This window comes from Paraburkholderia fungorum (genome assembly GCF_046026025.1).
Lineage (GTDB): Bacteria > Pseudomonadota > Gammaproteobacteria > Burkholderiales > Burkholderiaceae > Paraburkholderia > Paraburkholderia fungorum_E.
The window spans coordinates 137402-157730 of sequence record NZ_JAQQFL010000014.1 but is presented as its reverse complement, the minus strand read 5'-3'; the positions used below and the strand labels follow the sequence as shown (position 1 = coordinate 157730).

At 61.7% G+C, this 20329-nt stretch carries 15 protein-coding genes; 8 read left to right on the top strand and 7 right to left on the bottom strand.

Features of this window, described 5'->3' with window-relative positions; all coding sequences use genetic code 11:
• Nucleotides 1-4 precede the first annotated feature (4 nt).
• Genes PQR67_RS17565 through PQR67_RS17555 form a run of 3 tightly spaced genes read left to right on the top strand, consistent with a single transcriptional unit; the run spans nucleotide 5 to nucleotide 4373 of the window.
• Complete coding sequence (locus PQR67_RS17565) at nucleotides 5-607, top strand: GNAT family N-acetyltransferase (RefSeq protein WP_408461634.1); 603 nt, start codon at nucleotides 5-7, stop codon at nucleotides 605-607.
• 4 nt (nucleotides 608-611) lie between these two features.
• Nucleotides 612-1160: a GNAT family N-acetyltransferase gene (locus PQR67_RS17560; RefSeq protein ID WP_408461631.1), complete on the top strand. Its 549-nt coding sequence runs from the start codon at nucleotides 612-614 to the stop codon at nucleotides 1158-1160.
• Nucleotides 1161-1172: 12 nt separating this feature from the next.
• Nucleotides 1173-4373 (top strand): multidrug efflux RND transporter permease subunit, encoded by a 3201-nt coding sequence (locus tag PQR67_RS17555; protein WP_408461628.1) that lies wholly within the window; start codon nucleotides 1173-1175, stop codon nucleotides 4371-4373.
• Between the two features lie 57 nt (nucleotides 4374-4430).
• On the opposite strand, the gene PQR67_RS17550 is transcribed toward PQR67_RS17555, so the two are convergent.
• Nucleotides 4431-4781, bottom strand: coding sequence for a DUF4148 domain-containing protein (locus tag PQR67_RS17550; RefSeq protein WP_408461626.1), 351 nt, complete (start codon nucleotides 4779-4781; stop codon nucleotides 4431-4433).
• A 358-nt stretch (nucleotides 4782-5139) separates the two neighbouring features.
• On the opposite strand from PQR67_RS17550, the gene PQR67_RS17545 reads away from it, so the two are divergent.
• The 4 genes from PQR67_RS17545 (at nucleotide 5140) to PQR67_RS17530 (ending at nucleotide 10020) form a co-directional block, all read left to right on the top strand.
• Nucleotides 5140-5817 (top strand): response regulator transcription factor, encoded by a 678-nt coding sequence (locus tag PQR67_RS17545; protein ID WP_408461727.1) that lies wholly within the window; start codon nucleotides 5140-5142, stop codon nucleotides 5815-5817.
• 13 nt (nucleotides 5818-5830) lie between these two features.
• Nucleotides 5831-7228 (top strand): HAMP domain-containing sensor histidine kinase, encoded by a 1398-nt coding sequence (locus PQR67_RS17540; protein ID WP_408461623.1) that lies wholly within the window; start codon nucleotides 5831-5833, stop codon nucleotides 7226-7228.
• A 35-nt stretch (nucleotides 7229-7263) separates the two neighbouring features.
• Nucleotides 7264-7974 (top strand): response regulator transcription factor, encoded by a 711-nt coding sequence (locus PQR67_RS17535; RefSeq protein WP_408461620.1) that lies wholly within the window; start codon nucleotides 7264-7266, stop codon nucleotides 7972-7974.
• Between the two features lie 942 nt (nucleotides 7975-8916).
• Nucleotides 8917-10020 (top strand): porin, encoded by a 1104-nt coding sequence (locus PQR67_RS17530; protein ID WP_408461617.1) that lies wholly within the window; start codon nucleotides 8917-8919, stop codon nucleotides 10018-10020.
• Nucleotides 10021-10325: 305 nt separating this feature from the next.
• On the opposite strand, the gene PQR67_RS17525 is transcribed toward PQR67_RS17530, so the two are convergent.
• Nucleotides 10326-10601, bottom strand: a complete 276-nt coding sequence (locus PQR67_RS17525) for a DUF4148 domain-containing protein (RefSeq protein ID WP_408461614.1) — start codon at nucleotides 10599-10601, stop codon at nucleotides 10326-10328.
• A gap of 326 nt (nucleotides 10602-10927) precedes the next feature.
• On the opposite strand from PQR67_RS17525, the gene PQR67_RS17520 reads away from it, so the two are divergent.
• Entirely contained in the window at nucleotides 10928-12106 is a 1179-nt protein-coding gene (locus tag PQR67_RS17520; protein ID WP_408461611.1) for a porin, read from the top strand.
• 106 nt (nucleotides 12107-12212) lie between these two features.
• On the opposite strand, the gene PQR67_RS17515 is transcribed toward PQR67_RS17520, so the two are convergent.
• From PQR67_RS17515 to PQR67_RS17495, 5 genes are all read right to left on the bottom strand, one after another.
• The gene (locus PQR67_RS17515; RefSeq protein WP_408461609.1) at nucleotides 12213-13703 is read right to left on the bottom strand and encodes an efflux transporter outer membrane subunit; all 1491 of its coding nucleotides are present in this window, start codon (nucleotides 13701-13703) and stop codon (nucleotides 12213-12215) included.
• Nucleotides 13696-14910: an efflux RND transporter periplasmic adaptor subunit gene (locus tag PQR67_RS17510; RefSeq protein WP_408461607.1), complete on the bottom strand. Its 1215-nt coding sequence runs from the start codon at nucleotides 14908-14910 to the stop codon at nucleotides 13696-13698. Before PQR67_RS17510 ends, PQR67_RS17515 begins: the two co-directional genes overlap by 8 nt.
• Entirely contained in the window at nucleotides 14900-18181 is a 3282-nt protein-coding gene (locus PQR67_RS17505; RefSeq protein ID WP_408461605.1) for an efflux RND transporter permease subunit, read from the bottom strand. The genes PQR67_RS17510 and PQR67_RS17505 overlap by 11 nt, the downstream gene beginning before the upstream one ends.
• Before the next feature lie 249 nt (nucleotides 18182-18430).
• Nucleotides 18431-19105, bottom strand: a complete 675-nt coding sequence (locus PQR67_RS17500) for a response regulator transcription factor (RefSeq protein ID WP_408461603.1) — start codon at nucleotides 19103-19105, stop codon at nucleotides 18431-18433.
• 16 nt (nucleotides 19106-19121) lie between these two features.
• Complete coding sequence (locus PQR67_RS17495) at nucleotides 19122-20045, bottom strand: LysR family transcriptional regulator (RefSeq protein WP_120347792.1); 924 nt, start codon at nucleotides 20043-20045, stop codon at nucleotides 19122-19124.
• Nucleotides 20046-20329: the final 284 nt, after the last annotated feature.

Here is a 20329-nt window from a genome sequence, read left to right as displayed (position 1 = left end):
GCCTATGAATCAAGACATAAGAACAACAAGCAGTTCGGAGGGCTTACCCGGAGGTTTGAAGCTGCGCGCATTGCGTGTTTCGGACGTGGAGCAATTTCATGCCATGCTGCAGTTGCCGGGCGTGGTGAACGGCAACCCGCACGTGCCGTTTCAGACGCTTGCCAGCACGCGCGAATACCTCGAAAAACTCGCGCCGCCCGAGATCGCGATCGCGGCGACGCTCGGCGACACGCTGGTCGGCGAAGCGGAGCTCACGCCGTTTAAAGGGCGCCGCGCGCATGCCGCATCGCTCGGCATTGGCGTGCACGACGCATGGCAGCGGCGCGGCATCGGTAATGCGTTGATGACCGAACTGCTCGATCTGGCGGACAACTGGCTCGGTCTGCGCCGTCTCGAGTTGCATGTCTTCACCGACAACCATGCGGCGCTCGCGCTCTATCGCAAGTTTGGATTTGAGATCGAAGCGCATCAACGTGGCGCGGTGTTGCGCCGTGGCGTGCTGATCGACTGCTATTTCATGGCGCGGCTGCGCGAGGCGCCGCCGTGGATGACGACGGCATCGACAGCCGGCATCGAGCCAGCCGCCGCCCACATCGCAGCGGAATAAGATCATGAAAGAAGAACCGGTTCAGCATGACGCCGCACTCGATAATCGTATTACGATTCGCGCGCTCGAATCGTCCGACATGGACGCGTTCGCCGACATCATGAGCTTGCCCGGCGTGCGGCGCGGCACGTTGTCGGTTGGTTACCGCGGCACAGAGCAACTCAAGGCATGGTACGAGCGGCGTCTCAAAGACGGCGTGAACGTGTGCGCGACTGTTGGCGGGCGCATGGTCGGCCACGCGGGATTGGAGGTTCATCGACCCAGCCGCGCGCATTGCGCGCACTTAGGCCTGGCGGTGCATGACGCGTATCATGGGCGCGGTGTCGGCTCGGCGCTTCTGCAAGGGCTGACCGATTGCGCGGATGCCTCGCTCGGTTTGCGCCGTATCGACCTCACGGTGTTTTCCGACAATGTGTCGGCGATTGCGCTGTATCGCAAGTTCGGCTTTGTCGAAGAAGGCCGCTCGCGCGGTTTTGCCATGCGCGACGGCATACTGGCCGACGTGTTGCATATGGCCCGCCTCGTTGACGCGCCGCGCCTCCAGTCAATCTGAACGGACTATTGCGTGCCATTTTTTTTCATCGACCGCCCGGTCTTCGCATGGATTGTTGCGCTCGCCATCGTGGTGGCGGGCGCACTTGCCATTCCGCAGTTGCCTGTCGCGCAGTATCCGCGTCTCGCGCCGCCGCGTATCGTGATCAGCGCGACCTATCCGGGGGCGGCGACGGAAGTGGTCGATGGCAACGTCGGCAGCATCATCGAGGAAAGTCTCGATGGCGCCGACAATATGCTGTACTACGAAACGACCAGCGATAACCTCGGCAACCTCGAGATCGACGCGACCTTTGCGCCGGGCACCAACCCGGATCTCGCGCTGGTCGACATCCAGAACCGTCTCAAGCAGGTCGAGCCGCGCTTGCCGCAACAGGTCGTGCAGCAGGGCATTAGCGTCTTCAAGGCGGCCAATACGTTCCTGATGCTGGTCGCGCTGACGTCGACGGATGGCTCGCGCGATTCCGTGCAACTGAGCGACTACCTGAGCCGCTACGTATTGCGCGAACTGAAGCGCGCGCCGGGCGTCGGTGCGGCTGAGTTGTGGGACGCCGACGAAGCGCTGCGCATCTGGCTCGATCCGATGAAGCTGCGCGAATACGGTCTCGGCGCCACGGAAGTGAACGCCGCGATCGCCGCACAGAACGCCACGGTAACCGCCGGCACGCTGGGCGACGCGCCGTTTGTTCCCGGGCAGCAATTGACGGCCTCGGTGAGTGTGAAGGGGCAACTCATCTCGCCCGCCGAATTTGGACAGATCGTGTTGAAGGCTCTACCCGACGGATCGGCCGTGCGATTGCGGGACGTCGCGCGGGTCGAACTCGGGCGCGACAACTACTCGTACTATTCCCGCCTGAACGGCAAGGCCGCGGCGACCGTCGGTATTCAACTCGGGCCGCGCGGCAATGCGCTGGAGACCTCCAACGCGATCCGCGCGCGCCTGGCCGAACTATCCAGAACCCTGCCGCCCGGCGTAGCCGTCGAAATTCCGTTCGACAACGCGCATTTCGTGCAGATCGCGATTCGGGAAGTGCTCGCCACGCTGGCAGAAGCGGTGGTGCTGGTGTTCTTCGTGATGTGGCTGTTCCTGCGCGATCTGCGCTACACGCTGGTGCCGACGGTGGTGATTCCGGTCACGCTGATGGGCGCGTTTCTCGCGATGTATGCCTGCGGCCTGTCGATCAACGTGTTTACGATGTTCGGCCTTGTGCTCGCCATCGGCATCCTTGTCGACGATGCGATCGTGGTGGTGGAAAGCGTGCACCGCGTGATGGAAGAGGAGGGTTTGCCGCCGCGTGAGGCGACCCGCAAAGCGATGTCGCAAATCGGCAGCGCGATCATTGGCGTGACCGCGGTGTTGACGGCGGTGTTCGTGCCGATGGCGTTTTTCCCCGGCGGGGTGGGTGGCATTTACCGGCAATTTGCGGTGTCGATGATCGCATCGATGCTGATCTCATCGTTCATGGCTTTGTCGTTGACGCCCGCGCTGTGCGCGAATCTGCTGAAAGCGCATAAGCATCCGGTACGCGAACGCGATGCCCGCCGCGGCCCGCTCGGTTTCGCGGCGCGCGCGGCGAGCCGCTTCACGTTGGGATTCGATCGCGCCGCGAGCGGCTATCGGGGGCTGACCGCGCGTATGCTGCGCCGGATCGGACCCATGCTGGCCGTTTATGTCGTGCTGGTCGGGCTGTGTGGGGTGCTCTACTGGCAAATGCCCGGCGGTTTTCTGCCGAGCGAGGACCAGGGCCAGTTGCAGGTGATGGTGCAATTGCCGGCCGGTGCGACGCAGGCGCGTACGCTTGCCGTGGTCCAGCGGATGGAAAATATCCTGCACACGGAGCCCGCGATTGCGCACGTCACCAGTGTGATCGGCTGGAGTTTTACCGGCAGCGGCCAGAACGTGGCGATGGGTTTCGTCGAACTGAAAGACTGGGGCAAGCGCGACACGGATGCGATGGCTTTGCGTGACCGGCTCAACGACAAGTTCGACAAGATTCTCGACGGCGATGTGGAGGCGCAATTGCCGCCTTCCGTGCCGGGGCTCGGGCATTCGGACGGTTTCGTGTTCCGCCTCGAAGATCGCGGCGGGGTCGGGCTGGATGCGCTGAAAGCCGCGCGCGAGCAACTGTTCGCACAGGCCAAGGCGAGCCCGGTGCTGGCGTCGGTGCATTCGGAGGATCTGCCGGATGCGCCGCGCGTCGAACTCATCATCGACCGTGCAAAAGCGTACGCGCTCGGCGTACCGTTTGAGCGTATCTCCGATGTGCTGGGCAGCACCTTCGGCTCGACGTATATCGACGACTTTCCTGCCGGTGGGCGGATGCGCCGGGTGATGATTTCCGCCGACGCCGCCACCCGCATGACCGAAGACGATCTGATGGCGCTCTCCGTGCCGAACTCGACGGGCGGCATGGTGCCGCTGTCGGCGATCGCATCGCGCCATTGGTCCATCGGCCCGGTGATGCTGAGCCGCTACAACGGTTACCCCTCGCTCGACGTGAGCGGTCACGCGGCGCCTGGCTACAGTTCGGGCGCGGCCATGGCCGAGATGGCGCGGCTCGCCGCTTCGCTGCCAATCGGGGTCTCGTATGACTGGGTTGACGCGGCGCGTGAAGAAACCGCTGCGGCACAACTGACCCCGTTGCTGATCGGCTTGTCGCTGCTGGCCGTGTTCATGGCGCTGGCTGCCTTGTACGAAAGCTGGACGATCCCGCTTGCCGTGCTGATGGTCGTGCCGCTCGGTTTGATTGGCGCAGTTGCGGCCGTGCTGCTGCGCGGCATGCCAAACGACGTGTATTTCAAGGTCGGCATGATTACCGTCATTGGCCTCGCGGCGAAAAACGCGATTCTGATCGTGCAGTTCGCAGGCGATCTATATCGCCGGGGTTTGCCGTTGACGCGTGCCGTGACCGAGGCCGCGGCCGCGCGCTTCCGGCCGATCGTCATGACCTCGGCGGCGTTCCTGCTCGGCGTCGTGCCCTTGGTGGTGTCGAGCGGAGCGGGTGCCGAAAGCCGCCGCTCGATCGGCACCGGCGTGTTCGGCGGCGTGCTGGCCGCCACGCTGTTCGGCCTCGTATTTGCACCGGTTGCGTTTCATGCGGTCGCCTCGCTCACATATAGCAGACGGCGGCTCGCGGAACTGCGCCGCAAGCGTCACGACCGGCGCGCACGGCGGGCGGCGAGCGAAAGCGGCCAGCTGACGAATGGCCGGTGACGCGACGGCGGCCACGTGGCGCGAGAGCGCTGCCGCCGTCAGCGTCGAACGTGGCGTTCAGCCAGCCGGCTGATTTGCTGCCGCCGTGGGCGCTGCGCCGCCCGGCGTTTGCGCAGCGGTTGTGGACGCATGCGCGGCCGGCGCGCAGTCCGCGCGATATTCGGCCTGCAGTTTCTGCTCAGCCTGCTCAAGATCGCTTGGGTATTCGTCGTCGTCGTTGCTCGGGCTGTAGCCGACTGCTTCCAGTTCACCGAGTTCGTTCATCAACTGCTTGTGCGTGACTTCGCTTTTGAGCTGCCTGAACGGGTAGTCGTTGCATTGCTGTTGTGTGAGACCCGGCGCGGCCATCGCTGATGCACTGCCGATCAGCAGAAGAGTGGAGACGAGTGTTCTGGTTGCGAGTTTCATTTTCATACCATCCACGATAAGTTTCGAGTCGGACCGCAGGGAAAACAGCGGGATGGCAGTAGGCTAGTTGAGGCCGCCTACCGAAGCGGCGTCGGGAAAATGAAATATGTTTTATCGTTCGGCCACCCGTTTTCAGCGACCCGGCGGCGAACTTAAATTTTTCTTCATGAAGCGGATGTTCATCCGCCATGCGAGCGCGCGTAGCCTGCTGGCAGGCACTGAGGCAAAGCGGCGACACCCGTCGAATCGCACGCCCGTACTCTGAACGCGCAAGCCGAATATGGCATCATGTCTTCCTACTGATAACCGGTCGCGCCCACCGCTTGCATCGGCAGAGCTGGTGGCGCGTGCAATGATCATGTCGCGAGTATTGACGATCGAAGACGATGAAATTACCGCGAATGAAATTGTCGGGGAGCTGAAAAGTCGCGGCTTCACCGTGGATTGGGTGGCCAACGGCCGCGACGGCATGGCGCGCGCGATCAGCGAGGACTACGACGTGATCACGCTCGACCGCATGTTGCCGGGTGTGGACGGTTTGACGATCCTCACCACCATGCGCAGCATCGGTATTCAAACGCCGGTGCTGATGCTGAGCGCGCTGGGCGATGTGGACGAAAGAGTGCGCGGCCTGCGTGCCGGCGGCGACGATTATCTGACCAAGCCGTTCGATCCCGAGGAAATGACCGCGCGTCTCGAAGTTCTGTTGCGCCGCAGTCAGACCCCGGCCACGCCGCTCGAAACGCATCTGCGGGTTGGTCCGCTCGAACTCGATCTGATTTCCCGCAAGGTGCAGCGCGACGGCGAAGAGATCGTCTTGCTGCCCACCGAATATCGCGTGCTTGAATTCATGATGCGGCACGCGGGACAAACCATCACGCGCACCATGCTGTTCGAGGCGGTGTGGGGCTACCACTTCGACCCGGGCACCAATCTGATCGACGTGCACATGGGCCGTCTGCGCAAAAAAGTCGACCCACCCGGCGTTACGCCGATGATTCAGACCGTGCGCGGCTCGGGTTATATCCTCGCATGAGCAGACCCTTTTGATGGACACAACCTTCCCGGCTCAATCTGCGCTCGGGCGGCGCTGGCATTCCACCACCTTTCGCCTGCTATCGATCTACGCGGTTATCTTTTCGCTTTCGGTGATGCTGTTGCTGGGCTACATCGGCTGGGCCGTGACCGGCGACATGGAGCGCGAGACCGACGTGGTGATGGACTGGCAACTGGTCTATTTCGATTCAGTGCCGGATTCCGGCCTTGCCGACGCGATTCATCGGCGTATCGAACACGAGCGCATGCACACCAACTACTACGGCCTGTTCTCGGCCGACGGCCGCCTGCTGGCGGGCGACGTACTCGCCTATCCGACGCAACTGCCGACCAATCGCACCGGCAAGACACTCGATCTCGCGCTCGCGAAGGGACGCAACGACCAGGTGCCGGTAGTCCGCGCCATGGCCGAGCGGCGTAAGGACGGGTCGACGCTGGTGATCGGCCGCGATCTGACGCACATCCTGCGGATTCGCGAGACCATCATCAACGCGCTGGTGGGCGGCGGCATTGTGTGCCTGCTGGCGGGTGTGGCAGGCGGGCTCGCACTGAGTGTGCGGCAGATGCGCCGGCTGAAAGCGATCCGGCGCGTCACGCAGCGCATTGCACAAGGCGATCTCGCGCAGCGACTGCCGATTGGCGGACGCGACGAAGTGGATATGCTCGCGCATCTGGTGAACCACATGCTCGCGGAAGTCGAGCGCCTCATGAACGAAGTCAAAGGCGCGTGCGATGGCATCGCCCACGATCTGCGCACGCCGCTCGCGCATGTGCGAACCTTGCTCGCGCATGCGGCGGAGCACACCGATGCGCTCGACGCGCCCGCGCTATCGCAACTGGTGGAGCGTGCGCGGATCGAGACCGATGGATTGCTCGACCGGTTTCGCGCGATGTTGCGTATCTCCGAGATCGGCACGCTGCAACGGCGCGGTGGATTCGGTGAGGTGCAACTGGAGACGCTGGTGCAGGAAGTGGCAGAGCTATACGAACCGCTCGCCGAGAGCCGTTTGATTCAGTTATCCGTGCACACGCAATCGGTCGATGCGATTCATGGCGATCGTGCGTTGCTGTTCGAAGCGCTGAGCAATCTGATGGATAACGCGATCAAGTTCACACCTGAAGGTGGCTTGGTGCGTATGGAGCTTCGGCAGACTTCGGCGGGGCCCCAGGTGGACATTGTCGATAACGGGCCGGGCATTGCCGCGGATGAACGCGATGCGGTTTTACAGCGGTTTTATCGTGGCGAGAGTACGCGGCACCTGGCCGGATCGGGGCTCGGGTTGAGCATTGTTTCGGCTGTGATGCGGGTGCATGACTTCACGATGAAGATCGGTAATGCGCAGCCTGGCACGAGGATCTCGATCGAATGCTGGTCGAGGACGCTGGCATGAGCTTGTGCGCTCTCTTTATCCTGACAGGGTGGTGAATGCGCGTTCTGTTCGTTGGGCCTTCTCATCCGGAAGCTGCATGGCTTTTCAAGGCGCTGCAAGAGAGCGCCCATAGTCTGCAACGGGCCGATGATCTGCGGGATGGGGTTTTTCTTGCTTCGCAGGAACCGTTCGATGCGGTTGTTCTGATGGTGCTTGAGGTTGGGTCTTATTCTTCCTTGCAGGGGTTTATTGGGGAGTTTGCTGCTGCTGGGAGTGGTGCGGCGATTGTTGCCGTGCTGGGTGCGGCTACCGCTCAGGATCGCACCAGGATTTTGCGCGCCGGCGCGGATGCGTGTTTTTGCCAGCCTTATTCGTTCATTGAAATGCATGAGAGGATGGCTGCCTTGCAGCGGGTTGGGGGGGCGAGGAGTGGTGGCTCTGTTTCTGCTACCGCTTCTGCTGCTTCTGTTTTGTCTGCTGTTGGGGGGCCTGCTTTGGATGCGGCTACGCGTGAGCTGGTCTGTGGTGTTAGGCGGGTTGCCGTTACCCGGCGTGAGTTTCTTTTGCTTGAATGTTTGATGAGGCAGGTTAATGCGCCGGTGGCTCGGGATCAGTTGATTCGCTATGCGTGGCCTGAGAAGGAAGATGTGGATCCTTCCAGTGTCAACCTTGTTGTTTCGAGGTTGCGGCGTAAGCTTTCGGAGGATGTGCCTGAGGTGAGGATTGAGACTGTTAGTCGGTTTGGGTATCAGGTTTCTGTTTCTTGATGTCTTTTTTGCCTGTGCGGCGTTTGTTTGTGGGCTTATGGTGCTGGTCTTTCGTTGTTCTGGTTTTTTTGGCCTTTCCTTGAATTGATATTGGTTTATTAGCGTTCCCCCTGTGCGGGGGGCACCTACTTTTCTTTGCCTGCCGCAAAGAAAAGTAGGCAAAAGAAAGCGGCTCAACCCGCCAGCTCATAAGCGGGTCCCCCGCACAGCCACGGTAGTGGTGCATCTGGAATCCGTGCTCTCGCACACTCCGCTCTAGTGACAAGGCCGTCATACTTCCGGCGGCGCTGCGCGCACCGACGCCCATTTCGCAAACCGCCCGCTGCCCATTCGCGCTCACGCCGCATTCGGCATTTTGCCGAGGCGAAGCCGATGGTTCCCGCCTCGCGCAACGAAGCCTCTGGTTTCCCATGCAGACCCGTCCGCGACGCACGTAGTGCGGAGTGGGAGCTGATGAGTGCCTTGTCGCTCACGCGGAGTGTGCGGGGGACACGGATTCCAGATGCACCACTGCCTCCTCCAAGCCAGGGGACCCGCTTAAGAACTAGCGGTGTGAGCCGCTTTCTTTTGCCTACTTTGCTTTGCGGCAGGCAAAGAAAAGTAGGTGCCCCCCCGCACAGGGGGAACGCTAATAGACCACTAAGAAAACAAGGAAAGGCCAGAGAGGTCAGAACAAGGCAACGCCAACACACCAATATCAAATCAAGGAAAGGCCAAAGAATCCAGAACAAGGCCCCCCCAACGCCATAAGCAAAAAACCAAACCGAAGCGCCGCAGGCATCCATCCCCTTGGGGTCAACACTCCCCAATGAAAACCCAACAAAAAATCTGAAATTCTGTCTTGCAGCCACGCCCATTTCTGACCTCGATATATTCACCCCGTGGTCACACAATTCCTCAAGGCATCCTTATTTAAATGAAAGGTGATTCATGAAACAAAAGATGAAGCTGACACACTTGGCCGGAGCACTCCTATGCGCCGGTGCCGTTTCCGCCGCGCATGCGCAAAGCAGCGTCACGCTCTACGGTCTGCTCGACACAGGTATCGACTTCGCCAGCAACGTCAACGGTAACCATCTCTATCAAATGGCCAGCGGCGTCAGCGCAGGGAGCCGCTGGGGTCTCAGAGGAAAGGAAGATCTAGGCTCAGGTCTCTCCGCCGTGTTCGATCTGGAAAGCGGCTTCAATTCGACAAACGGTAGCCTGGGCAGTGGCCTCGCCTTCTCGCGTAACGCCTACGTCGGCCTCGCCAGTCAAACGGCCGGTACCGTCACGCTCGGGCGGCAGTGGGATCCGGTCGTCGATCTCATCGAGCCGTTCTCGCTCAACGATAGCTACGGTGGTTGGTATTTCTCCCACCCCAATGACATGGATAACCTCGATAACGGCTTCGCTGTCAGCAATTCGGTGAAGTACACGAGTCCCACCATCGGTGGCTTCACGGGCGAAGCACTCTATTCGTTTGGTGGCCAGGCCGGGCAGTTCTCGAATAACTCCGCCTACAGCGCGGCCGCATCGTATACGAATGGACCATTCTCGATGGGGGCGGGCTATCTGCGTGTCAACGATCCGGAACAGTCGGTGCAGAGTTATCAGAACGGCTCGGGTTACACCAACGCGGTGTACGGCAACTATCTGGCCAATGCGCGTAGCCAGGGCATCTTTGCCGCCGGTGCTTCCTATCAGGTCGGCAAGTTCAAGGTGATGGGCAACTTCACCAACGTCGATTTCCAGCAAGGCGATGCGGGACAAGACGTCAAATTCCAGAACTATGAAATTGCCGGTACCTTTGCGGCTACCAGTCAGCTCAATCTCGCAGCCGGCTACACCTACACGGATGGCCGCGATCACGCAACGAATCAGGAGCCGAAGTATCAACAGCTCAACCTGAGCGCGGAGTATGAGTTGTCCAAGCGCACTGCCATCTACGCGCTCGCGGCGTTGCAGAAGGCCAGCGGCGGCGCCGTCGCGCAGATTGCCGGCTTCGATCCGTCATCCGACGGCAAGCAGGTGGTCGGCCGGGTAGGTATTCGACACTCGTTCTAAAGTACCCGCATCAAGTGAAAGAGCGCGCTGCCCGAAAGGGTAGCGCGCTCTTTTTTGTTCATGAACCAAAATAAACGTTGCAGTAACTCGGTGGACCGACACAGTTGTCGGCGCTGGTAGGTGTCGTCGACGTTGCGCAGCCGGATAACAGCAGTCCGGCTGCGACAGCGGCAACGGCGAAGGAGACAGATCGTTTGATCGCGGTGCGCAGGGTCATTGATGTTTTCAGGGCGAGAAGACGGGGCGGAGCGGTCAACGATAGAGCCGGCTGAAATCATTCATCCGGCCATCGTCGTCCACCTGAATCAGTGTGCGTAAAGAGTCGAGTTCAGATACGCAAGCTGGCCGTCCTTCTCCGCATGCACCAGTTCCTGATAAACCTGCGCGCGTGTCTTTCCGGCAGTCGCCTGACCGTAAGGCGCCACCCACGATCCCCCAGCGGTAACCGCGGAGGTGCTGTTCTGCGCCACCTGCATCGCCGGCATGGCGTTCTGTTGCGCCGGGGCCGTGGTCGATTGAGCGAAAGCGGAAGCCGTTGCGGTTGCACCGATGAAAACGATGGCGAGCGTCAGAGATTTCATGTTCGTAATCCTCACAAATCAGATTGGTTGGGGCCGATACGCGAACCGCAATGCATTCGTGGATCGGTTGATGAGAAGGATAGTCACCTGGCTTTAGCGGTTCGGCGGTGTATGCATGAAAAGATATTTATCCGTCCGAGCGTCGGCATGGCAATGTTTTAAGGGTCCTTCGGCGACATGTCATGAACATAAAAAACGTTTCATGAATCGGCCGGTTTTGATCACGGGTATGTCATCGCGCAAATCTACATTGCGGCTACCCGCACGGTGTGCGGGATCGGTCCGTCAATGCGCGGACCGGCGCCTTCTCTTACCCGGAATCAAACATGAACAAAGCATTGGCAACCACACTCGTCGCATTGGCAAGCACCCTGGGCGCGGCGGCGCACGCGCAAAGCAGCGTCACGCTCTACGGAACCCTCGATACGGGCATCGACTACATCAGCAATCAGAAAACGGCCTCTGGCGGAAAAAGCAACTGGATGATGGAGAGCGGCAATGTCAGTACTGACCGCTGGGGCCTGCGTGGTAACGAGGATCTGGGCGGTGGCCTGAGCGCGGTCTTCGATCTGGAAAACGGTTTTAATATCGACAGCGGCAAGCTCTCCAACGGCGGCGACGAGTTCGGCCGCCAGGCGTGGGTCGGTATCGCCAGCAAACAGTGGGGCACCGTGACGATGGGCCGACAATACGACTTCCTCGTCGATTTCGTCGCACCGCTGTCGGCGACGGGCTCGGGCTTCGGCGGCAATATCGCCGACCATCCGTTCGATAACGACAACCTGAACAACGATCTGCGCATGAACAACGCGCTGAAATTCCGCAGCGCAACGTATGACGGCGTCACGGTCGGCGCCGCCTATGCCTTCAGTAATGCGGCCGGCGGTGTCAGCAACAACAATGCCTATAGCTTCGGCGCGCAATGGGCGGGCGGTCCGTTCAATCTGGCGCTCGCCTATCTGCAGGTGAACCAGCCGGGCGGGGTCAATCAACCCAGCAATACCGGCGGCGCGGTGAGCAGCAGCGACGGCGATGCGACCTTTACCGGCGCGCGCCAACGTATCCTCGGTGCGGCGGGCCGCTATGCGTACGGCGCGGCGAGCGTCGGTCTGGTCTTCACGCGCACGATGCTCGACGATCCGCATCAGATCACCCAGGGCGGTGCGTACTCCACGCTCAACGGCGATATGCTGACCTTCAATAACTATGAACTGAACGCGCGTTACGCGATTACGCCGGCATTCACGCTGGGCGGTTCGTACACATTCACCGACGGACATTTCAGCGATGACGGCAAGAGCGTCGCGCCGAAGTGGAACCAGTTCATGTTGCAGGCGGACTACGCGTTGTCGCGCCGAACCGATGTGTATCTGGAAGGCGTGTATCAGCATGTGTCGGGCGCGGACGGTATCGCGGTGCTGGGCAATGCGTCGATCTATTCGCTGGCGGCTTCGTCGAGCGATCGGCAAGCCGTGGTGGCACTGGGCATGCGACATCGGTTCTAAGCGGTGCAGGCACACCGCAAGCTGCGTTAGGTTTGCCCGAAACAAAAACGTCGCCGGTGATGAACCGGCGACGTTTTTTATGGTTTTGCCCGACCCAGTGACAGATTCAATCCGCGGACGCGAGTACGCTGGGACCGGGATGCGTCACTTGCGCGCCGGCCGCCTGAACGGCAGGCGTGCCCGTGGCGCCGTCCGGCGACCAACCGCCACCCAACGCCTCGATCAACCCCACCGAGGCCAGCAGGCGCCGCGTAGTGAGGTTCAATGCGTCGATCTGCGTGGTGAGTTCGGTGGTCTGCGCGGTTACCACGTCCAGATAGCTGACCACGCCGTCACGATAGCGCGACATCGAAAGCGTCAACGTGCGTTGCGCGGCAACCAGCGCCTTGTTTTGCTGCGTGGCCTCGTCGCCGAGATGATGCAGCTGGGCCAGGTTGTCTTCGACTTGCTGGAACGCGAGCAGCACGGCGGCCTTGTACTTCGCGCCGTTCTCGGCGAGCTTCGCGCGCGCCTGTTGCGTAATCGCTTCACGGCGGCCGCCGTCGAATAGCGTGAGCACCAGGCTTGGCCCGACGGACCAGATTTCGTTCGGCGCCATCAGCCAGGGCGAAAGCGTGTCGCTTTGATAGCCACCGTCGAGACCGAGGGAAATATCGGGGAAGAACGCGGCCTTCGCCACGCCGATCTTCGCATTGGCCTCGGCGACGCGCCGCTCGGCGGCCGCGATGTCGGGGCGCCGTTGCAGCAGTGCCGCAGGCACGCCCGCTGGAATCGACGGCAGGTACGCCGTTTCGATCTCCGGTGCGAGTGTGAATGATGACGCGGGCGTGCCGGTCAGGCTGGCGATCGCATGCTCGTACAGCGCGCGGCGCGCGGCGATGTCGTCGGCGGACGCGCGCGCGGTGTCGAGTTGCGTTTGCGCGCGCGAGACGTCGAGATCGGATGCAATACCACCCGCGTGGCGGCTCAGCGTGAGTTTGAGTGCGTGCTGATAGGTGTCGATCGTATCGTTGAGCAGTTGCTGTTGTTCGTCGAGCCCGCGCAGATTGAAGTACGCACTGGCCAGATTCGCCTGCAAGCTCAAACGCACCGATTCGAGATCGGCCTCGCTCGCCTGCATCGCCGAGCGGCCCGCCGAAACCTCGTTGCGGATCTTGCCCCACAGGTCGAGGTCGTAACCGATGCCCACATCGACCGTATTCGTTCCGTACACTGAAGGCTGACCCGCGCCGCGCAGCGGGCGGTTATCCGACTGCCGCTGGCGCTCGACCGAGGCTTCGGCGCCGATGGTCGGAAACAGACCCGAACGGGCTTGCGACAGATAGGCGGTGGCCTCGTCGTGGCGCGCCATCGCCGCGGCCACGTCCGGATTGGCGGCCGCTACCTGAACTTCGAGATGGTCGAGTACGGGATCGCGATATACGCTCCACCACGCGTCGCGCGGTACGCGGTCGGCGGGTCTCGCGAGCTGCCAGGCGCCGCCCTCCTTGAAGGTCGTCGGGATGCTGGTTGCGGGTGCCTGGTAGGTCGGTGCGAACGAGCAGCCGCTCACCAGCGCCGCGGCCGCCAACGCGATGCAGATGCGGCGTTTATCCATGAGCGCGCTCCGCCGGCCGCCGTTCGGCGAGCGACGTGTCCGTCGTACCGGCCGGATTGTTGTCGAGCCGTACCTCGTCGCCGGAAGCGAGCGAGTCGGGCGGATTGTCGATCACGCGGTCGGTTGGATTCAGGCCCGACGCGATTTCGACGTGCGTGCCGAGATCGGTAGCGATCGAGACCGATTTCAGCACCGCGCGGTTGTCGTTGCCGACCACCGCGACCTGCAAGCCGGCTTGCCGGAAGATGAGCGAACTGGCGGGGATCGATAGCGCATGCGAGTTGGTCGGCAGCGCGAAATGCACCTCGGTGTATTCGCCGGGGATCAGCAAGCCGTCCTGATTGTCGACGGCGAGTTGCACGAGCAAGGTGCCCGAGGAGGGCGTGATCGCGTCGTCGGTGTCGACGAGTTTGGCGTTGAACTTCACGCCGGGCCGTTCGGGCACGGTGAGAGTCGCGGTCATGCCGGGCTTGATGGCGGCCGCCTCGTCCTGTGGCACGCTCACGTAGACGCGCAACTGGCGCGCGTCGGAGACCGTGAACAGGTCAGGCCCGTTGCCGCCGCCCGCATTGATGAGCGCGCCGATATCGGTGGTGCGCGCGGTGACGATCCCGTCGAACGGCGCGGTGATGCGCTTGAACGATTCGAGCGCTTCGAGACGCCGCACGTTGGCTTGTGCGGCCGCTACCGTTGCCTGCTTGGCAACGAGATCGCTCGTTTTCTCATCGGCATCCTGTTGCGAAACCGAATCCTGCTGCAGCATTTTCGTCCAGCGGCTTGCCGTGGATGCCGCGAGTTTTTCGTTCGCCACTGAATTCTGCAAATCGGCGCGCGCCTGCAGCAGTTGCTGATCGAGATCGGGCGTGTCGATCACGCCTAGCAACTGGCCGGCTTTGACGTGTGTGCCGATATCCGCGTACCACGCATGCAGATAACCCGAGACGCGCGCGTAGATCGGTGCGTTGACGAAGGCGGAGAGCCGTCCGGGCAGCACCAGCGCCTGGGCGTCGAGGTCGTGTTTTGGGGTGTACGCCACCACCGTGGGCACGGCTTGCTGGGCCGACCAGGCGGTGAGTTCCTGTTTCGCGTGCACGCGGCTGGCAATGCCGCTCGTCACGATGCCCGCCGCCGCCAGCAGCGCGACGATACCGGCCAGCTTCAGATGACGCAGCCGCTTCGGCGAATTGATCTCGATCTCAGTGGACATGTTGGACTCCGGGTTCGGATGATGAGTGATCGTGCGAGGGATCGTTTGATGAGCGATGGGATGGATCGTGCGACGCATCGTGACCTGCCGCATCGCGCCGATGTACGAGGCTGAACACGACCGGTACGAACAGCAGCGTGGCGAAAGTCGCGCAGATCAGACCGCCAATCACGGCGCGGCCGAGCGGCGCGTTCTGTTCGCCCCCATCGCCGAGGCCGAGCGCCATCGGCGCCATGCCGATGATCATCGCGAGCGCCGTCATCAGCACCGGGCGAAAGCGCGTGAAGCCGGCTTCCATCGCCGCAACCAGTGCGTTACCGGTCACCGCCAGCCGTTCGCGGGCGAAGCTCACCACCAGAATGCTGTTGGCGGTCGCGACGCCCATGCAGAGAATCGCGCCGGTCAGTGCGGGCACCGAGAGCGGGGTGTGCGTAGTGAAGAGCATCCACACGATGCCGGCGAGAGCCGCGGGCAAGGCCGTGACGATCACGAACGCGTCGCTCCACGAGTGGAAGTTCACGACAATCAGCAGATAGATCAGCAGAATCGCACCGGCCAGACCCAGCGACAAACCGAGGAACGCGCTATTCATCGTCTGGACCTGACCACGCAGCGTGACGATAGAACCCTTCGGTACATCTTTCGCGGTCGCATGGACGATGTTCTGAATCTTCGCCGCGACGGCGCCGAGATCCTGACCTTGGGTAGTCGCGAACACATCGTAAAGCGGCTCGATGTTGTAGTGCGACACCACGGCATCGCCGACGCCGCGCGAGATGGTCGCGATGCCGCCGAGAATCTGCGCCTGACCTCCCTTGCTCGTCACCGGCAGGTTGCTGAGATTCGACAGGGACGTCATGTCGTATTGCGGCGTCTGCGCGACGATCGGATATGACACACCGTTCTTCGGATTCAGCCAGTACGTCGGCGACACCTGGCTTGTGCCAGAGAGGCTCGCCACCACTGAATTGGTCACGTCCTGTTCGGTGATGCCGAGTTGATCGGCGCGCGAGCGGTCCACCGATACCGTGAATTGCGGATAGGTCGACGCCTGCTGGATGCGTGTATCGGCAATGCCGGGAATCAGGCGCATGCGCCGCATCACTTCGCTGGCGTAGCGATGATTGGCCGCCTGGTTCGGCCCGGCCACTTGTAAATCGATCGGCGCCGGTGCGCCGAAATTCAGAATCTGGCTGACGATATCGGCCGGCAGGAACGCGAAGGTGGTGCCCGGAAACTGGCGGGGCAGCGTTTCACGCAGCGTGCGCACGAACCCGGCCGTGGGTTGATGGTCCTCGTTCAGCGAGATCAGAATATCGCCGTCCTGCGGTCCGATCGTACCGCTGTTGTTATAGGTGAGGTTGATGCCGCTATTGGGCAAACCGATGTTGTCGACAATGCTGCGCAACTGGTCTGGCGGAATCGCGCGGCGCACGGCGTTCTCGATCAGATCGAATTGCGCGGCGGTGTCTTCGATCCGCGTGCCGATCGGGGCGCGCACATGGATCGCGATTTCGCCGGAGTCGATACTCGGGAAGAAATTGCGGCCGAGCCACGGCGCGAGCAGGAAAGACGCGCCGACCACGAGCAGGAAGCCCGTCACGAAACGCTTGCGATGCGTCAGCGCGAGACCGAGCATGATCCGGTACACGCTGCGCACGCGTTCGAAACGATGCTCGAAGCCACGCTGAAAACGCACCAGTGGGTTGCGCGACGGCGCGGCATGCGAGCGGCCGCCATGCGGGTCCATCAGCGCCGCCAGTTCACCGGAGGCATGGCCGCCCGATGCATGGGGGCGCAACAGGTATTGCGCCATCATCGGCACGAACGTGCGCGAGAGAATGAACGACGCGATCATCGCGAAGATCACCGCTTCGGCCATCGGAACGAACAGGAAGCGCGCGATGCCGTCGAGCAGCAACATCGGCACGAACACGATGCAGATGCACAGCAGCGAGACGAATGCGGGCGCGACGATCTGCGCGGCACCGTCCATAATCGCACTGCGTACGTCCTTGCCTTGTTCGAGATGCCAGTTGATGTTTTCGATCGTGACCGTGGCGTCGTCGACCAGAATCCCGACCGCGAGCGCAAGGCCGCCGAGCGTCATCACGTTGAGTGTTTCGCCCATTGCGGCGAGACCCGCAATGGCCGCCAGCACCGCCAGCGGAATCGACGCCGCGATGATCAGCGTCGAGCGCCAACTGCCGAGGAACAGCAGAATCATCAGCGAAGTGAGCGCCGCGGCGATGACGCCTTCACGCGCCACGCCGCTGACGGCGCCCTTCACAAAGGTCGATTGATCGCCCATCGTCACGAGTTTCAGTCCGGGCGGCAGCGTCGCTTCAATGCGCGGCAATTGCGCCTTGACGCCGGCGATGATGTCGAGCGTCGACGCGGAGCCATTTTTCAGAATGCTCATCAACACCGCACGATGACCGTCCACGCGCACCACGTTGCCTTGCGGCGGATAGCCGTCGCGCACGTGAGCCACGTCGCGGATATAGATCGTTGCGCCGTCTACGGTCTTGATCGGCAACGCATTCAGTTCGTCGAGCGCGAGCGGGCTGTTGTTCAGCTTGATGTTGTATTCGAAGCGGCCAATTTTCTCGGTCCCCGCCGGGATAATCTGATTCTGCTGCGCGAGGGCGGTGGCGACATCGTTGGCCGAGAGCTTTTTCGCTTGCAGGGCTTGCGGATCGAGATCGATCTGCACTTCGCGGGTCTTGCCGCCGTACGGCGTTGGAATCGCCACGCCGGGCACGCTCAGCAATTGCGGACGAATGAAGTTGGTTGCGTAGTCGGCGAGCTTCTGCTCGTCGAGCGTGTTGCTGGTCAACGCCAGTTGCAGAACCGGCACGGTGGACGCGTTGTAGTTCAGGATCTGCGGGGGCGTGGTGCCGGGTGGCATCTGCTTGAGCACCGTCTGCGAGACCGAGGTCACCTGCGCGGTGGCGGTGCGGATATCCACGGTCGGCTGAAAGAAGATCTTGACGATGCCGTAGCCGCGAAACGATTGCGACTCGATATGCGCGACGTCGTTAACCGTCGTGCCGAGCGTGCGTTCGTAGTAGGTGACGATGCGCCCGGACATGTCGTCCGGTTGCAGGCCGGCGTAGTTCCAGACCACGCTGATCACGGGAATGCGGATGTCGGGAAAGATATCCGTCGGCGTGCGCAACGCGGCAAGCGGGCCGATCAACAGGATCAGCATCGCAAGCACGATGAACGTGTAGGGCCGGGTCAAAGCTAACCGGACTATTTTTAACATCGAAGGCTGCTCCGTTCAGAGGCGCGATTGAATCTGCGCGGGCGTGTGGCGGTTAGGGCGCGCACCGATTGCGCGGGCCCGGTAACGGCATTCTGGAGAGCGGGTCCTAACAGTCGTGGACTAAACAAATGAAACTAGTTTTAGGAAGCCGAAGCGGTGTGCGCGGGTGCGGCGATACGCGCGTTGCAACGGCTTTAGCGCTGCATGCAGCGCTAAAGCTTCGTCAGAAAATTTGCAAGTAGAGCGGTGTCAGCCGAACAGATAGCCCGAACCGCGAATGGTGCGAATCAACGGACGCTCGCCGGGCGTCTCGACTTTTTTGCGCAAACGGCCTACATGCACGTCGATCAGGTTGGTGCCGGGATCGAAGCGGCAGCCCCACACGGCTTCAAAAATCATGGTGCGCGTGAGCACCTGGCCGGCGTGGCGCATCATGAATTCGAGCACGCGGAATTCTGTGGGTTGCAGATCGAGTTCGCGCTGCCGGTAAGTGACTTTGCGGCGTACCAGATCGAGCTCCAGCGCACCGTTGCGCAGCAGCGTTTCAGCTTTGGCGTGACGAGGCCGGCGCCGCAACAGCACTTCGACGCGCGCAAACATTTCCTCGGGTGAGAACGGCTTGGTCAGATAGTCGTCGCCACCGGCGCGCAAACCTTGAATGCGCTGATCGACATCGGACATCGCACTCATGACGAGCACCGGCGTTTCCATGCCGACGCCCCGCATCGTCGCCACGATGGTCAGGCCGTCGAGGTCGGGCAACATGCGGTCGAGTGTGACGACGTCATAGTCGCCCGCCATCACTTTCGCCATGCCTTCGCGGCCGGTGCGTGCCACGTCGACCGCGAAACCGCTCGCGCTGAGCGTACGCACGATGTCGTGGGCGATCAGCTCGTCATCTTCGATCGTCAGTATTTTTGGCATGATGCGCGAGCCCGGCTCAGGCTACTGCCCGCAGGGCAACCGGGCGGTCCGGCGCACGATACTGGCTGACCGCGAAGTCGATGAAACTGCGCACGCGCATCGACAGGTAATTGCGGCCGGAGTAGAGAATCGACACCTGACGCGGGCCGCCGTTGATTTCGAACTGCTCGAGCACGGGCAAGAGCGTGCCTTGCGCGAGATCGCCGGCAATGATCGGTTGCGGCAGCAAGGCGATGCCCATGTGATTGAGCGCGGCCACGCGCACCATTGCACTGCTCGTTGCGGTGAGCGCGCTGCCGGTATTGACGCGGTAGATGCCGTCGGCATCCGAGAACTCCCATGCGCGGGACGAGCCGTCGGAGACCGTCAGCAGGCCATGGCGGTTCAACGCGGCGGGATCGCGAGGGGTGCCGTGGCGTGCCAGATAGGCAGGGGAGGCGACCGTCATTTCATCGATGCTGGTCAGCGTGCGGCTCACCAGGGAGGAGTTGGCAAGCCGCCGGTCGTCGGAGAAACATACATCGAAACCGCCTTCCACCAGATCGATATGCGTATCGAACGTCGTCACGTCGAAGTCGACGCGGGGATGCAGTGTGCGATACGCGGCCAGCAATGTGCCCAACCCGGCCGTCGCGAACGTCATTGGTGTCGCGATCCGCAGCGTGCCCTGAGGGTCACGTGTCGTCTCCAGCAGGTTCGATTCCATCTCGTCGAGTTTCTCGATGATCGTGCGGCAACCGTCGAGATACTCGCGGCCCACATCGGTCAGAGATAGACTGCGCGTGGTGCGGTTCAGCAGGCGCATGTTCAGATGCGCTTCCAATGTGCCGACGCTGCGCGTGACGGCCGCCGCGGACATCCCTAACTGTCTCGCCGCGAGATTGAAGCTGGCGAGATCGACCACTCGTGTGAAGACACGCATCGCTTGTAGCTGGTTCATGTTGGAACAGTAGAGAAGGACGATGAGCGCATCATCGGCGATCTCAGGTAAAACGGAACTGCTAGGTGGATTAAGTCTTTTTTAACTTTGTGCAATGTTCATGAACTGCAAGAGGCCTCGTCTATCGAGTGCTCGCGAACACAGACAGTAATCCTAAGCGATGGGCAAAAAAAGAGCGCGGCCAGAGCCGCGCTTCGGAAAGAGACCTGATTGAAAGTAGCCGCGATGACGCGGCAAGACAAGTATAGGTGGGACCTGGGGCGAGGTGCGCGTGCAATCTGAAA

Bases quoted from the DNA above. Each gene is read 5' to 3' on its own strand.
- PQR67_RS17565 (WP_408461634.1), top strand. From the start codon at position 5: ATGAATCAAGACATAAGAACAACAAGCAGTTCGGAGGGCTTACCCGGA.
- PQR67_RS17560 (WP_408461631.1), top strand. From the start codon at position 612: ATGAAAGAAGAACCGGTTCAGCATGACGCCGCACTCGATAATCGTATT.
- PQR67_RS17550 (WP_408461626.1), bottom strand. From the start codon at position 4,781: ATGAAACTCGCAACCAGAACACTCGTCTCCACTCTTCTGCTGATCGGC.
- PQR67_RS17545 (WP_408461727.1), top strand. From the start codon at position 5,140: ATGTCGCGAGTATTGACGATCGAAGACGATGAAATTACCGCGAATGAA.
- PQR67_RS17540 (WP_408461623.1), top strand. From the start codon at position 5,831: ATGGACACAACCTTCCCGGCTCAATCTGCGCTCGGGCGGCGCTGGCAT.
- PQR67_RS17535 (WP_408461620.1), top strand. From the start codon at position 7,264: ATGCGCGTTCTGTTCGTTGGGCCTTCTCATCCGGAAGCTGCATGGCTT.
- PQR67_RS17530 (WP_408461617.1), top strand. From the start codon at position 8,917: ATGAAGCTGACACACTTGGCCGGAGCACTCCTATGCGCCGGTGCCGTT.
- PQR67_RS17525 (WP_408461614.1), bottom strand. From the start codon at position 10,601: ATGAAATCTCTGACGCTCGCCATCGTTTTCATCGGTGCAACCGCAACG.
- PQR67_RS17520 (WP_408461611.1), top strand. From the start codon at position 10,928: ATGAACAAAGCATTGGCAACCACACTCGTCGCATTGGCAAGCACCCTG.
- PQR67_RS17515 (WP_408461609.1), bottom strand. From the start codon at position 13,703: ATGGATAAACGCCGCATCTGCATCGCGTTGGCGGCCGCGGCGCTGGTG.
- PQR67_RS17510 (WP_408461607.1), bottom strand. From the start codon at position 14,910: ATGTCCACTGAGATCGAGATCAATTCGCCGAAGCGGCTGCGTCATCTG.
- PQR67_RS17505 (WP_408461605.1), bottom strand. From the start codon at position 18,181: ATGTTAAAAATAGTCCGGTTAGCTTTGACCCGGCCCTACACGTTCATC.
- PQR67_RS17500 (WP_408461603.1), bottom strand. From the start codon at position 19,105: ATGCCAAAAATACTGACGATCGAAGATGACGAGCTGATCGCCCACGAC.
- PQR67_RS17495 (WP_120347792.1), bottom strand. From the start codon at position 20,045: ATGAACCAGCTACAAGCGATGCGTGTCTTCACACGAGTGGTCGATCTC.